This window comes from Lysobacter claricitrinus, from assembly GCF_045866565.1.
Taxonomy (GTDB): Bacteria; Pseudomonadota; Gammaproteobacteria; order Xanthomonadales; family Xanthomonadaceae; genus Cognatilysobacter; species Cognatilysobacter claricitrinus.
The window spans coordinates 60,766-74,694 of the sequence record NZ_BAAFZV010000002.1; the positions used below are offsets into that span (position 1 = coordinate 60,766).

A 13,929-nucleotide genomic window follows, 5' to 3' on the forward strand; every position below is an offset into this window, starting at 1 on the left:
CGGTCTAGCCGTCGCCGCGCAGCTTCGCGCCGGCTGCGTCGACCGCCTTCCACACGCGCATCAGGTTGCCGCCGAGCACCTTGCGGATCGTTGCGTCGGAATACCCGCGATCGCGCAGTGCTTGGACGAGGTTCGGATAGTCCGCCACGCTCTTCAGGCCGTCGGGCAGCGCGCCGGACACGCCGTCGAAATCCGAGCCGAGGCCGACGTGATCCTCGCCGATCAGCTTGATCGCGTAGTCGATCTGGTCGACCACCTGCGACAGCTTCGTCGCCGGTTTCGGATGCGCGGCGTCCCAGACCTTGTCCCAGTCGTCGAACGACTGCACCGCTTCGCCGCGTGCTTTCGCTTCGGTTTGCGCGTGCTGGAACTTCGCCATCTCACGGAAATATGCAGTGGTGTCCGCCGCAGCCTTCGGATCGATGAAACCGCTGCCGAACGTGATCTGCACCACGCCACCGCTTTTCGCGATCGCCTTCGCGAGCTTGTCGCTGAGGTTGCGTTCGAAGTCGGGGGTGAAGTGGCGCATGCCGGAATGGCTGGCGATCACCGGCGTCTTGCTGACGCGCAACACGTCCTCGACCGACTCGTCCGAGAGGTGCGAGACATCCACCATGATGCCGAGCCGATTCATCTCCGCGACCACCTTCTCGCCAAACGGACTCAGGCCGTGCCACGGACGATCGAGCGAATACGAGCCGTCGGCGATGCGATTGCTATGGCTGTGCGCAAGCGTGATGTAGCGGACGCCGCGATCACGGAACACCCTCAGCTGCGACAGGTCGTCGCCGATCGGCGCGCCGTTCTCCATGCCGAGCGCCAGCAGCACATGCTTGCCCGATTCCTGCAGGTGCAGGTAATCGCCCGGCTCGGTGATGACGCCGAAACGGTCACCGCACCGCGCCGCCATCGCCTCGACAGCGTCGATCTCCATGTGCGCCTTCTGCCGCGCCGTGCCCGCGGCGTCTTCCTCGGGCGAGGTGTAGATCGACATGAACGCGACATCGAGGCCGCCGCGACTTGCCTTGTCGGCATCGAATTCGCGGTCCGGCGTTTCCTGGCACAGATCGCGCCACGACTTCAGCAGCTCGCTCGGCGCGTCGATGTGCGTATCCACGATGACGGCGTCCTGCGCGAACTGCGACGCGGTTTCGCGCGGCTCCGCGCCGAACGCCAACACCGGAGCGAGCAGCAGAAGGCAGGGCAGGGCGGACGGGCGCATCGCGTTCTCCAACAGGACGAGGGACGTTCGATCAGCACTGTGTTCCGGCAACGTAACGCGCATCGAGCAGATCGCCGCCGAGCCAGTAGCACAGCTCGGCGGGATGCGCGACGCGCCAGAGTGCGAAATCCGCACGCAGGCCGACGCGCAGCATGCCGCGATCGGCGAGCCCGAGTGCGCGCGCGGCGTGCACGGTCGCGCCGCGCAGCGCGTCTTCGGGCGTCAGGCGGAAGTGCGTGCACGCGAGCTGCATCGCCTGGCGCAACGACAGCAGCGGCGAAGTGCCGGGATTGCAGTCGGTCGCGACCGCCATGGGCACGCCATGCGCGCGGAAGGCGTCGAGCGGCGGCAGCTTGGTTTCGCGCAGCACGTGGAACGCGCCGGGCAGCAGCACGGCGACGGTGCCCGCGCGCGCCATCGCGGCGACGCCGGCGTCGCTGGTGTGTTCGACATGGTCGGCCGAAAGCCCACCGAAGTCCGCGACGATCGCTGCGCCATCGAGATCGCTCAACTGGTCGGCGTGCAGCTTCACCGGCAGGCCAAGCGATCGCGCGCACTCGAACAGGCGGCGTGTCTGCGCGGGCGAGAAACCGATGCCTTCGCAGAACGCGTCGACCGCGTCGACCAGGCCTTCGGCGTGCAACTTCGGCAGCCAGTCGATCGCGGCGTCGATGTAATCGTCGGCGCGACCCGCGTATTCGGGCGGCAAGGCGTGCGCGGCGAGGTAGGTCGTGCGGACGGTGAGCCCGTCGACACCGAAGCGACGCGCGACGCGCAGCATCTTGCGTTCGTTGTCGAAGTCGAGCCCGTAGCCCGACTTGATCTCGAGCGTGGTGACGCCATCGGCGCGCAATGCGTCGATGCGCGGCTTCGACTGCGCATACAGAGCCTCCTCGTCGGCCGCACGCACGGCGCGCACGGTCGAGAGGATGCCGCCACCCGCTCGAGCGATCTGTTCGTAGGTCGCGCCCTGCAAACGCATTTCGAACTCGGTGGCGCGGTCGCCGGCGAACACCGCATGCGTGTGGCAGTCGATGAGGCCCGGCGTGATCCATCCGCGTGCCTCGATCACCCCGCGCGCGAGTGACGCGGGCGCATCTGGCAGCGCATGGCGCGGGCCGATGTGCGCGATGACGCCGTCCTTCCACGCGATCACGCCATCGGCCATCGCCCCGTAGCCATCGCCGTCGAGCGTGGCCAGCGAGGCTCCGACCACGAGGCCGTCCCAACGTGGTTCAGTCATGCGTGCCGCCGCAGCGCGTGCTGTCCGAGGCAAGGTCCGGCATGCGGCTGTCGCTGTGGTCATCGCAGGCGACGCCGGCCAATGGGCGTGCCTCGACCATCGGCGCGTTGTCGTCGCGCGACCCGGGCGTCAGCCTGTGTGGCCGGCCCAGCAGCAGTGCGGACAGCGCGATCAGCGCGACGACGATGCCGACGAATTCGATGACGTGCATGCGGTCTCCCTCCGGCAGCCGAGGTAGCCTAGCGCACCCGACGCCTGCCGCCCGCCATGCCCGAATCGCCCGTCCAGCGCACCGCCCGCGGCTGGGAACTGCCCGGCCTCGCCAACCTGCATTCGCATGCGTTCCAGCGCGCGATGGCGGGCATGGCCGAGCGCCAGACCGATCCGGCCGACAGCTTCTGGACCTGGCGCGAAACCATGTACCGGATGGCGGCGCGATTCGACCCCGACACGTTGCGCGATGTCGCCGCGCAGCTCTACGTCGAGATGCTCGAAGCCGGCTACACCGCGGTCTGCGAGTTCCATTACGTGCACCATGCCGTGGACGGCCGGCCGTACGCCGATCCCGCGGCGATGTCGCGCGCGTTGATCGACGCCGCGCGCGCTACCGGTATCCGCTTGACGCTGTTGCTGGTGTTGTACATGACCGGCGGTTTCGACGGCCGCGCCCTCGCCGAACGCCAGCGCCGCTTCGGTCACGACGTCGACGGCTACCTGCGGCTGCTCGAGACGCTGCGCGATCCGCGCAACGAAGCGCTGCGCATCGGGTGCGCGCTGCACAGCCTGCGCGCCGTGCCGGAAGATGCGATGCGCAGCGTGCTTGCGGCATTGCCGTCGGATTCGCGCATCCACATCCACATCGCCGAACAGACCGCGGAGGTCGACGAATGCATCGCTCTACGCGGCGCGCGGCCGGTGCGTTGGCTGCTCGACCACGCACCGGTCGACTCGCGATGGACGCTGGTGCATGCGACGCATCTGGACGATGGCGAGATCGCCGACGTCGCGGCGTCGCGCGCGACCGTTGCGATCTGCACGACGACGGAAGCGAATCTTGGCGACGGCCTGTTCCCGCTGCGTGCATTCCTCGAAGCGGGCGGACGCTTCGGCATCGGGTCGGATTCGCACGTGTCGACGTCGCCGATCGAAGAATTGCGCTGGCTCGAATACGGACAGCGACTGGTGACGCGCCGTCGCAACGTGGCCGTCGGCGCATCGACGAGTGTCGGTGAAACGCTGCTGGAGCGCGTGCTGGAAAGCGCGCTCGATTCGTCGGCGCAGGCGACGAACGAGGATCGCGTCGTACTCGATGCCGACGCGCCGATCCTCGCCGGCGCGACGGCGGACGACGTCATCGATCGCTGGATCTTCTCGGGGAATCGTCCGCTGGTACGCGAAGTCGATGTGGCGGGGCGCACGGTGGTGCGTGATGGCCGACACGTCGATGCCGACGCGATCGCGACGCGTTATCGCGCCGCCATGGCGAAGTTGCTCGCGTGATGCGGGTGAACGCGACGCACCCGGCCTTGTTGCACGTTGCGAGCGCGGCTCTAGCCTCTGTGCCGGCTCGCTATCCCATTTCGTAACGACTGACGTCAGCAGCGCGCGTGTCGAGCACCCGGCCGTCCGCGCGAAATGCCGACCCGGATGCGACCTCGTGCCGCGTGCGACGGTCTGCGCAGCTACTGACCGGGCCGCAATGCGCCCGACAACGCCGCGGGATCGCCATCGTTCGGCATCGGCGTGACGCCGAGCACGCGCGCAAGCATCGGGTAGACGTCGACGTTGTCGATGGGGCGTAGCACCACGCCGTCGCGGAACGATGGGCCGTCGGCGACGAACAGCGCGCGCATCGACGGCAGCGCGGGATCGAAACCGTGCGAGCCGCGCAGTCCGGTCGGGCGTGTCGCCAGCTTGGCGCGCGTCACGGCGTCCCAGCCTTCGTCCATCTGGCAGACGATGGGCGGCACGCGCGGGTTGCTGCCGTAGTGCCAACGCGCGGGAATGTTTTCGCGCGTCCAGCATTCGTAGTGGTCGTGGCGGCCGACGAGCTTCGCGTTTGCCTCGGCTTCGTGCCCGGCGAGCGGGCGGAAACCCACCGACTGGCCGGTGGTGATGTTCGCTGCGATGTCCGGCGACGCCATGTCCTCGATCGCGACCGCGTGACCCGCCTGCACCGGCGCCATGCCGTGGTCGGAGACGACGACGATGTTCACGCGATCGGCGAAGCCGCGCGCGACAAGGCCGGCACGAAGACGGGCGAGATAGCCGTCGACCTTGCTCTCGGCGGCGACGGCTTCGGGCGAACCAGGGCCGTGGTCGTGCTCGGCGTGGTCGACGTCCTCGAAGTAGAGCGTCACCAGTTTCGGGCGCGCGGGCTCGGGTCGGTCGAGCCAGCCCAGCACGGTATCGACGCGGTCGTTGCCGCTGAACTTCTCGTCGAACGTGCGCCATTCGGACGGGCGCACGCCACCGGTCGGCGCGGCGCTACCGGGCCAGAACATCGTCGCCGCGTGCTGGCCGGACTTTTCGACCGTCGACCAGATCGGCTCGCTGCCCCACCAGGCCGCGTTGCCGACGGCGGCTTCGTCGTCGATATTGAAGTGGCCCAGCTGCGCGTCGTCCATGGTGTTGTGGACGATGCCGTGGTGGTCCGGGCGCAGGCCGGTCACCAGCGTGTAGTGGTTCGGGAAGGTCAGGCTCGGGTACGACGGACGCATGTACTCGGCGCGCACGCCGTTGCGGGCCAGCGAGTCGAGCGTCGGCGTGTGGCCGTGCTGCATCGCGCTGGCGCGGAAGCCGTCGATCGAGATGAGGATGGTCGCGACCGGCGGGCCGGCCGGCGCGGTGGACTGCGGGGTGAGCGATGCGCAGGCGGCGAGCAGGGCCGCGGCGAGGGCAACAACGAGCGGTCGGGTCACGTACGGCGCGCTAGGTCGAAGGAAACCGTGACTTTAGCCGGTCGCCATGACGCTCCGGTGCGCACAGCATCGCAGGACTTCACCGGAGCCCCGCGCCATGGCGTTCGCACTCGCACTCGTTCCCCTGCTCGCCGCCACTGCGGCCGCACCCGTGGCCCCGCCGCCCGCGCCGTTCTCGGCCGACGAATGCGCCGTGTTCGCGCGCGAGATGTCGTTCGCCAAGTCGGTGGCCGACCACGACGCCACCGCGTTCGCGCAGCACGTCGCGCCCGATGCCGCGTTCGCCGCCGGCTCCCCGCGCCCGCAGCGCGGTCGCGACGCGATCGTCCGCGCGTGGGCGCCCATCGTGAAAGGCGAGGGCATCAGGCTGGAGTGGTACCCGGTGCGCACGACGGTGGTCGGCGACATCGCGTGGTCGACCGGCCCCGCACTCGTGGAAGAAGTCGACAAGGGCGTGACGCACCTGACGCGCAGCACGTTCCAGTCCGTGTGGCGTCGCAATGCCGAAGGCGTCTGGCAAGTGGTGTTCGATGGCGGAACGCCGCCACGCGAGGTCCAGCCCGCCGAGGCCGACGCGTTCCGCAAGGCGCGTCCCAGCGCTTGCCCGGGCGCGTAAGCCGGGACTGAACCCGGCGACGGGCGCGCGCTCCGGCGTCGTGGCAGGGGCGTATCGTGGCGGTGTCGACCTCGCGGGAGACCGCCATGAACCTCCGACCCATCTTCCTCGCCACGCTCGTGCTCGCCGCGCTGCCGGCCTTCGCTCAGCAGGCGACGCCCGTGCCCACCGCTGAGCCCGCGCCCATGGCGGCACCCGAGACCCAGGACGCGTCCGCGCCCGCTCCTCTCGACGCCGCAGCCCCGGTGGCGGACCCGCGCCTCGACCCGGTCGCGTTCGCCGAAGCGCATCCCAATTGCCTGCGCGACACCGGCACCCGCATCCGTGCCAAGCCCGGTCGTTGCACCAATAGCGGCCCGGGCCGCGTCTACACGCAGGACGACCTGCGCAGCACGGGCCAGACCGACATCGCCGACGCCCTGCGCATGCTCGACCCGTCGATCCACTGACGCATCCACGTCGCGCCATCCGACGCCCGGCTCCGGCCGGGCGTTTCGTTTGCGGGTTCAGAAGCGGCCGTAGCCAGCCGATAATCCGGCGACGCGCTGCTTCCGGCGCATATGGAAAATCGCCATGGCCCGCATGCGCCTGCTCGCACTCGTCCTGTCCCTCGCCATCGCCCCGGCGTTCGCCGCCGACGCCCCGGACGCGATCGACCCGGCCGTCCAGAAGAAGCTGGAGGACGCGCAGGCCGCGATGAATGCGGGACATAAGGCCGAGGCGCTGCAAATGGTTGGCGAGGCCACGCGACTGGCCGACAGTGGCGCGATGGCCCACAAGCTCGGCCACTACTACGAAGGCTCCCCGGACGTGCCCGACCACGACGCCCTGGCGACGAAGTGGTTCCAGTTCGCCGTGGACCACGACGACGCCGAGTCGATGCACCACGTCGGCATGCGCTACATGGAAGGCAAGGGCGGCCTGCCGCGCGATTCGCGCAAGGGCATCGCCCTGCTCAACGCGTCGGCGAAGGGCGACTACATGCCCGCGTATTCGTTCATGGCGAACTGGCGCAAGGAACAGGAGACCAAGGGTCGCTGCATGCTGGCCGCGCTGCGCGGCTACGACATGCGCGAGGTCATATTCGGCCAGGACCGCTTCTACGACTTCAGCGATGGCAACGGCGATGCGGGCGGTGGTGACACGTACCTGATCCTCGGCCTGCCGGACAACAGCGGCATCGAGCTCGGTGATCCGGACGAAGCGGCGCTCGAAGTCGACGGTTTTTCGCACGCCGAGTACACCGAGGTCGACGGCCGGCACTTCTACAACGGCACATACGCCGCGCGACGTCCGAGCAGCGCCGCGCTCCAGCGCGCCGCGCAGGTGCGCGCGCAGTGCAACGTGGCCGAGCGCTGAACCCACCGGCCGGCGCGAGCGGCGATAATCGGGGCCCTCCGCCCGATCCGTCCCCGCGCCGATGCCTACTCGCAACGATCCGTCCCGCATCATTCGCGCCCCGCGCGGCACAAAGCTGTCCTGCAAATCCTGGCTTACCGAAGCGCCGTTCCGGATGCTGCAGAACAACCTGGATCCCGAGGTCGCCGAGAACCCTGCGGAGCTCGTGGTCTACGGCGGCATCGGCCGTGCCGCGCGCGACTGGGAATGCTTCGACGCGATCCTGAAATCGCTGCGCGAGCTCGACGATGACGAGACGCTGCTGATCCAGTCCGGCAAGCCCGTCGGCATCTTCCCGACGCATGCCGACGCACCGCGCGTGCTGCTCGCCAACAGCAACCTTGTGCCGCACTGGGCCACGTGGGAACACTTCAACGAGCTCGATAAGAAGGGCCTGATGATGTACGGCCAGATGACGGCCGGTTCGTGGATCTACATCGGCTCGCAGGGCATCGTGCAGGGCACGTACGAGACGTTCGTGGAGATGGGTCGTCAGCATTACGACGGCAATCTCGCTGGCAAATGGATCCTCACCGCGGGCCTCGGCGGCATGGGCGGCGCGCAGCCGCTCGCGGCGACGCTTGCCGGCGCGTGCTCGCTCACGATCGAATGCCAGCAGAAGAGCATCGACTTCCGCCTGAAGACGCGTTACGTCGACGAGCAGGCGACGGATCTCGACGACGCGCTCGCACGCATCGAGAAGTACACGAAGGCCGGCGAAGCGAAGTCGATCGCACTGCTCGGCAATGCCGCCGACGTGCTGCCGGAACTCGTGCGCCGCGGCGTACGTCCCGATGCCGTCACCGACCAGACCAGCGCGCACGATCCCGTGCACGGCTACCTGCCGATCGGCTGGACCGTGGACCAGTGGCTGGCCGCGCAGAAGACCGACCCGCAGCGCGTGCGCGATGAAGCCAAGAAGTCGATGCGCGTGCATGTCGAAGCGATGCTCGCGTTCGAGAAGCAGGGCATCCCGACCTTCGACTACGGCAACAACATCCGCCAGATGGCGTTCGACGAAGGCTGCACCAACGCGTTCGACTTCCCGGGTTTCGTTCCGGCCTACGTGCGCCCGTTGTTCTGTCGCGGCGTCGGCCCGTTCCGCTGGGTCGCCCTGTCGGGTGATCCCGAGGACATCTACAAGACGGATGCGAAGGTCAAGGAACTCATTCCCGACGACGCGCACCTGCATCGCTGGCTCGACATGGCGCGCGAACGCATCAGCTTCCAGGGCCTGCCGGCGCGCATCTGCTGGGTCGGCCTAGGTCAGCGCCACAAGCTCGCACTCGCGTTCAACGAGATGGTGCGCAACGGGGAACTGAAGGCGCCCGTCGTCATCGGTCGCGACCATCTCGACAGCGGGTCCGTCGCGTCGCCCAACCGCGAGACCGAGGCCATGAAGGATGGCAGCGATGCCGTCTCCGACTGGCCGCTGCTCAACGCGATGCTCAACGTCGCCGGCGGCGCGACGTGGGTGTCGCTGCACCACGGCGGCGGCGTCGGCATGGGGTATTCGCAGCACTCGGGCGTCGTCATCGTCTGCGACGGCACCGAAGCGGCCGACAGACGCCTCGCACGCGTGCTGTGGAACGACCCCGGCACCGGCGTGATGCGCCATGCCGACGCGGGCTATGAAATCGCGCAGCAGTGCGCGGTGGAGCAGGGACTGAAGCTGCCGATGCAGGGCGGCTGAGATGGCCGACGACGCGACGATCCGCGACGGGATCATCGCGTTGCTGTCCGCGCGGGCGTCGACGTCGTCGATCTGTCCATCGGACGTCGCGCGAACGTTGCACGCCGACGAGGCCGCGTGGCGTGCCGCGATGCCGGACGTGCGTCGCGTCGCCGCGCTGCTGTCGGAGCGCGGCGTGATCGCGGTGACGCAGGGTGAGCGCGTGCTGCCGTCGGCCGACGTGCTGATGGCCACCGGCCCGATCAGGCTCCGGCGCGGGCCGCAATTCCCCGTGGACGCTTGATGCCGCACTGTCTCGGAACTGCAACACGGCAGTCATAACGTGGCCCGGTCCGTCTGCCGCGATCCGCCATGAGCCTGCGCCGTCTACTGCTTGCCATCCTGCTGGTCGGGTCCTTTCCTGCCGCCGCCGCCGACCACTACGTCGCGATCGAGAAGCGGCTGACGCCGGAGCAGGTCGCGTCGGTCGGACTGACGCCGGAGCAGCTGTCGCGGCTCAACGCGTTGCTACAGGACGCCGACGCACGCGACGCCGCGACGCGTCCGGCGGCGGCCGCGCGCGTCACAACGGCGGCCGACGATGCGACGCCTTCGTCGCCCGTGCAGTTCATCGGCCTCGACGGTGAGCCGATCACCGCAAAAGTCCACGGCAGCGTCGCCGGGTGGGCGCCGGGCACGGTGTTCGAACTCGACAACGGACAGCAGTGGAAGGTGCTCAAGGGCAACGTCACGTTGCGCCGTGCGATCGACGGCCCGACGGTGCGCCTGGTGCCGGGACTCGCCGGCCGCTGGTTCCTCGAACTCGACGAAGACCACCCGAAGGCGCGCGTCTACCGCATCGACTGAGCGGCGACGTCCGCCGCCTGCAGGCTGACCTGCTTGCCACCGGGCAGCCGCTGTCGTCCGACTTCGACGAAGCCCTGCCGTGCATGGAAGCGTTCGGACGCCGGGTTCGGCGGGTCGACGTCGAATTCGCACGTGACGTAGGGAACCTCGTCGCGGCGTGCATTCTCGAACACATCGGCGTAGAGGCGTTGTCCCATGCCCGCGCCGCGATGGGTAGCCGCGACGACGACGCGATCGACGTACAGGAATCGCGGATAGCGCGCGTCGAACCACTGGTAGTTGACGCTGTCGTACGCGGCACGTTCGCGAAATGCGAGAACGAACGCCACCGCGGTGCCATCGCGTTCGACGACCCGGCACAGTGCGCACTCGGCCAACAGCGCGTCGAAGCGCGTGGCGTCCATCGGGCTCAACACGGCGACCGATGCTGCGTTCAAGGCGACGAGGGCGGCCCGGTCGGACGATGTGGCGTTGCGCAGCAGGATGCGTTCGTCGGTCATGGCGGCGGATCGTAGGCGCGGGCGGCGTGGCGCGCTAGCATCGGTCGCATGTACGAACCCCGTGGACGTCCGCCCCTCAGCCGCGCGCAGTTCGTGCGTCGCCTTGGCAAGCATGTTCTGGTGGCGTGTGCGTTGCTGGTGCTGTCGCTCGGCATCGGCATGGCGGGCTACATGGCGTTCGAGTCGCTGTCCGCCACCGACGCCTTCCTCAACGCGTCGATGCTGCTCGGCGGCATGGGGCCGGTCGATCCACCGAAGCACGAGTCGGGCAAGCTGTTCGCCGGCATGTATGCGCTTTACGCGGGCCTGGTGTTTATCGTCGCCGCCGGCCTGGTGGTCGCGCCGGTCGCGCATCGCCTTCTGCATCGCTTCCACTGGGAAGACGGCGGCAACGCGTCGTCGTAAAGGAGGTCCGCGTGCGAATCGCGCTGCTGTCTTTGGCACTGCTCGCGTCGACACCCGCGTTCGCGATGGACCGCGCAGAGCGGGAGCTCCGTGACACCGAGGCTGCGCTCTGCCATGCCTTCGAAATCGGTGACGTCGACTACCTGCGACGCGCACTCGATCCGGGTTTCACGCTGACCGGGTCAAGTGGCGTGGTCGAGAACCTGCAGCAGACACTGGACGAAGTGACGAAACGCGAGCCGCGCTACGACGAGTTCCGCAACAGCGATCAGGTGGTGCGACGCTACGGCGACGCGGCGGTCGTTACCGGCATCACGCATATTCGCGGCACCGCGGGTGGCCAGGCATTCGCGGCCGACTCCGCATTCACCGACACGTGGATCCGCCGCGCAAATGGCTGGGTACTCGTCGCAAGCCACGCATGGAAGCGGCCTGCGCCCACGCACTGATCGCACATCAGGCCTTGCGCAACAGGGGCGACACGATCCGCACCACTACTACCATCGAACCAACAGGGCGTTTCGATTGCGTGTTTCGTCGATGGCGCTTGCGACACGACCTCCACGATCTACACGCCTGTCCGTGCGTCACCTGTGCCACATAACGAACAACGCTTCGCGATGACGATGCGCCCCCGTTGACTCCGATGCGATCCGCATTGCACCTGACTGCGACCCGGATCGAACATATCGAATGTTCGTCGTTCCGATCAGCATCGGTTAACCGTTCGCACCGCACCTTTGCGCCAAGGCCGCCGACAAGCAAAGCCGTCATGGCACCGACCGCGGCCCCCGACGCACCGAGTGCACAGGTGTGGCGCGGCGACGATGCTTGCCTGCCCCGGTCCTGCCGGGGCTTTCTTTATCAGCGCTGCGTCGGCCGCACGCTACGCATACTTCGACGACGAACGGTCGCGCGTCATCACGACGGTCTCACAGCCGCTGGATGAGGCTGATCGCGCAGTCCGCATCACCGTGGTCGCAGTCATTTCCTCTCCACCCCGTGCCTTCTGGCCCGGGGTTTTTTGTGCGCGTTGCCGTCACGCACGGCTAACGGGTGTCGGCGCAGCGTGACGGTGCGACGGCTCTCCGTCGCGATTCCGCGATACAACGCGCGGAAACCAGCCTCCTGAGAGGCATGAGTCCCCGGCGTCGTCGGCCGGGGACTCCTCGTAGGGGGCCCATGAACCCGGCGGTCGCCCGATGCGGCCAGGGAACGGCGACACGCGTCGCCCGCGAGGCATGCATGCGTCTCCATGCATTCCAGATGACCGATGGCACGATGCACGTGGTGGCGGAACGACTCGCTGCCGCGCTCGATGCCCACCGCGAGCTCGACGCCTACGACATGGGCGTTGCCGAAGTCGACCTCGCGCAGCTCAGTCCTACTCTCGTGCTCGGCATTGGCCTCGATGCCTGGGCGATCGCGCGCGGGGAGGACGCACTGATGATCCGCTCCGCGATATCGATGCAGACCTGCTGAGGTCAGAGCGCGCCGATCGTGCGCGCAGGCGGCGACGGCGGCTCGTGCATCTTCGACTGGCCCGGCGCATCGATCGCCACGTTCCCGCGGCGTTCGATTTCCGCGTTCAACGTGCGCAGCGCCTGCATGCTTGTTTCGACCGGCGTGTTCGCCGCGACACCGGCATCGACGCGCGCCCAGCGGTTCGTCGGCGACGTCAGCTCGCCCTCGACCGCGAACAGATACCGCCCGTCGTCGCTGCGCACGACGTTGTCGATGCGGCGCAGGCCCGCTTCACGGGCCACCGGCAGCAGTGCAGCCGCCACGCGGTCGCTCGCGGCGTCGCTGGTGCGACCGAGTTGCGTATCCAGACGTCGCACGCCCGCAAGGGCCTGACCGTGTAGCGCGCGGTCGGCGTCGCCCAGCGTTGCGGTCGGTGGGGCGGCCGGCGCTGACGGCGGCGCGAGCTTCGGCGTTTCTGCAGGCAGCGGTCCAATCGCGACCGGCCGAAATTCAAAGCGCGAGGCCAATGCCTCGTCGCGTGGCTCGGCATTGAAGCGATCGCCCGGCGTCCCGCGTGGTGCGAGGGCGTCGACGCGGCCACGTTCGTGGTGCGCGTCGAAGACAGACGTGCGGTAGATCGGGAGCGTCTCTTGCGAACGATGGATGGCGTAGTACTCGGCGCGTTCGGGCAGCGCGCGCTTGGCCAGAAGCGGCGTGTCGGACAGAGCGTTGACCGCGTCCGTCACCATGTTTCCCGTCAGGACGCCGAGTCCGTTGTGGTGATAGGTGTCGCCGAGATTCGAATGCGCGCCTGCGATGGTGACCGAGAGGAAGCGTCCGTCGGCGGTCGCTCCCGGATCCATGATGCTCGTCGACTGGAACAGGTTCCGCGCCTCGTCGCGCGCAACGAATTGAACGCCCGCGATCACGCTGGGCGCCGGGCGACGATCGTGAAGGCGAGGCGCGCCGGTGCCCACCGGGTCGATTTCGATCAGCACCTGCGCGACGCGGCCCAGTTCGACCAGCGGTGGCTTGGTGTAATGGATAACGCCATGTTCGCGAACGGCGCCGGAGGGGTCCTGCACACCGCGCTCGGCGACCATCCGGGTGAACCCCGCGGCCTCCTCGCCACCGCGCGAGAAACCGAGCTCCGCAATGCGGATGTCCGCATCGGGGTTTTCACGCTTCCATTCGAAGACCTGCCGCGAGAACTGCAGGTACATGCGCTCGAGCTTGTCGTCGTAGCTGAACCCAATGGCGCCATCGGCGAGCCGCACGATCGGATTCGATTGCGTGCCGATGCCTTCCATGTAGCCGGCGCCGACGCGTGCATCGCGCTGTGCGTGCAGCTCGTCGTAGACGCGCGCGACGTTCGAGGCATGCTCCGGGTCGCGCGTCGCATTGTTCCCCGTCCCGTCGAAGCAGGCCACGTACAGGCGGACGTCGGGATCGGATGCCGGCAGCAGCACGGGCATTCGGAACGCGGCGAGTTGCCGCTGCGCCTCGTCGTAGGTTTGCAGGTCGGCGCGATCGGCGAGACGGTAGCCGACGCCGTCCTCGAGAATGCCGTCCGGCCCGACCGAATGCTTCTCCGTCATCGATGTTCTCCGGCGTCCTGCCG

16 protein-coding genes are annotated in these 13,929 nt (G+C 68.4%); 10 read left to right on the forward strand and 6 right to left on the reverse strand.

What is annotated here, in order from left to right; genetic code table 11:
• Window positions 1-4: 4 nt before the first annotated feature.
• The 3 genes from ACKTTN_RS04900 to ACKTTN_RS04910 are packed head-to-tail and all read right to left on the reverse strand — an operon-like array spanning window position 5 to window position 2,676.
• A complete protein-coding gene (locus ACKTTN_RS04900) occupies window positions 5-1,222 on the reverse strand; it encodes a dipeptidase (RefSeq protein WP_407908772.1) in 1,218 nt (405 codons plus the stop codon).
• A gap of 31 nt (window positions 1,223-1,253) precedes the next feature.
• On the reverse strand, window positions 1,254-2,465 hold the full coding sequence (hutI, locus tag ACKTTN_RS04905; protein ID WP_407908773.1) for an imidazolonepropionase: 1,212 nt from the start codon (window positions 2,463-2,465) through the stop codon (window positions 1,254-1,256).
• Complete coding sequence (locus ACKTTN_RS04910) at window positions 2,458-2,676, reverse strand: hypothetical protein (RefSeq protein ID WP_407908774.1); 219 nt, start codon at window positions 2,674-2,676, stop codon at window positions 2,458-2,460. The genes hutI and ACKTTN_RS04910 overlap by 8 nt, the downstream gene beginning before the upstream one ends.
• A 56-nt stretch (window positions 2,677-2,732) precedes the next feature.
• On the opposite strand from ACKTTN_RS04910, the gene ACKTTN_RS04915 reads away from it, so the two are divergent.
• Window positions 2,733-3,965 (forward strand): formimidoylglutamate deiminase, encoded by a 1,233-nt coding sequence (locus ACKTTN_RS04915; protein ID WP_407908775.1) that lies wholly within the window; start codon window positions 2,733-2,735, stop codon window positions 3,963-3,965.
• Window positions 3,966-4,147: 182 nt separating this feature from the next.
• On the opposite strand, the gene ACKTTN_RS04920 is transcribed toward ACKTTN_RS04915, so the two are convergent.
• Window positions 4,148-5,386 carry an alkaline phosphatase family protein gene (locus ACKTTN_RS04920; RefSeq protein WP_407908776.1) on the reverse strand — a complete coding sequence of 413 codons (1,239 nt, stop codon included), beginning with the start codon at window positions 5,384-5,386 and terminating at the stop codon, window positions 4,148-4,150.
• Between the two features lie 97 nt (window positions 5,387-5,483).
• Here ACKTTN_RS04920 and ACKTTN_RS04925 point away from each other — a divergent pair, with 97 nt between their 5' ends.
• From ACKTTN_RS04925 to ACKTTN_RS04950, 6 genes are all read left to right on the forward strand, one after another.
• A complete protein-coding gene (locus tag ACKTTN_RS04925; RefSeq protein ID WP_407908777.1) occupies window positions 5,484-6,002 on the forward strand; it encodes a YybH family protein in 519 nt (172 codons plus the stop codon).
• Between the two features lie 86 nt (window positions 6,003-6,088).
• Window positions 6,089-6,451: a hypothetical protein gene (locus ACKTTN_RS04930; RefSeq protein ID WP_407908778.1), complete on the forward strand. Its 363-nt coding sequence runs from the start codon at window positions 6,089-6,091 to the stop codon at window positions 6,449-6,451.
• 124 nt (window positions 6,452-6,575) lie between these two features.
• A complete protein-coding gene (locus ACKTTN_RS04935) occupies window positions 6,576-7,361 on the forward strand; it encodes an SEL1-like repeat protein (protein ID WP_407908779.1) in 786 nt (261 codons plus the stop codon).
• Window positions 7,362-7,422: 61 nt separating this feature from the next.
• The gene (gene hutU, locus ACKTTN_RS04940) at window positions 7,423-9,093 is read left to right on the forward strand and encodes a urocanate hydratase (RefSeq protein WP_407908780.1); all 1,671 of its coding nucleotides are present in this window, start codon (window positions 7,423-7,425) and stop codon (window positions 9,091-9,093) included.
• A 1-nt stretch (window position 9,094) separates the two neighbouring features.
• Window positions 9,095-9,376, forward strand: a complete 282-nt coding sequence (locus ACKTTN_RS04945) for a DUF3253 domain-containing protein (RefSeq protein ID WP_407908781.1) — start codon at window positions 9,095-9,097, stop codon at window positions 9,374-9,376.
• Between the two features lie 68 nt (window positions 9,377-9,444).
• Complete coding sequence (locus ACKTTN_RS04950; RefSeq protein ID WP_407908782.1) at window positions 9,445-9,939, forward strand: hypothetical protein; 495 nt, start codon at window positions 9,445-9,447, stop codon at window positions 9,937-9,939.
• Here the strand turns inward: ACKTTN_RS04950 and ACKTTN_RS04955 are convergent.
• On the reverse strand, window positions 9,924-10,439 hold the full coding sequence (locus ACKTTN_RS04955; protein WP_407908783.1) for a GNAT family N-acetyltransferase: 516 nt from the start codon (window positions 10,437-10,439) through the stop codon (window positions 9,924-9,926). The two genes, ACKTTN_RS04950 and ACKTTN_RS04955, sit on opposite strands and share 16 nt — an antisense overlap.
• 48 nt (window positions 10,440-10,487) lie before the next feature.
• On the opposite strand from ACKTTN_RS04955, the gene ACKTTN_RS04960 reads away from it, so the two are divergent.
• The 3 genes from ACKTTN_RS04960 (at window position 10,488) to ACKTTN_RS04970 (ending at window position 12,326) form a co-directional block, all read left to right on the forward strand.
• Window positions 10,488-10,844, forward strand: a complete 357-nt coding sequence (locus ACKTTN_RS04960; RefSeq protein ID WP_407908784.1) for a hypothetical protein — start codon at window positions 10,488-10,490, stop codon at window positions 10,842-10,844.
• Window positions 10,845-10,855: 11 nt separating this feature from the next.
• Window positions 10,856-11,293 carry a nuclear transport factor 2 family protein gene (locus ACKTTN_RS04965; protein WP_407908785.1) on the forward strand — a complete coding sequence of 146 codons (438 nt, stop codon included), beginning with the start codon at window positions 10,856-10,858 and terminating at the stop codon, window positions 11,291-11,293.
• 796 nt (window positions 11,294-12,089) lie between these two features.
• Window positions 12,090-12,326, forward strand: a complete 237-nt coding sequence (locus tag ACKTTN_RS04970; protein ID WP_407908786.1) for a hypothetical protein — start codon at window positions 12,090-12,092, stop codon at window positions 12,324-12,326.
• Window positions 12,327-12,328: 2 nt separating this feature from the next.
• On the opposite strand, the gene ACKTTN_RS04975 is transcribed toward ACKTTN_RS04970, so the two are convergent.
• Window positions 12,329-13,906 carry an XVIPCD domain-containing protein gene (locus ACKTTN_RS04975; RefSeq protein WP_407908787.1) on the reverse strand — a complete coding sequence of 526 codons (1,578 nt, stop codon included), beginning with the start codon at window positions 13,904-13,906 and terminating at the stop codon, window positions 12,329-12,331.
• Window positions 13,907-13,929: the final 23 nt, after the last annotated feature.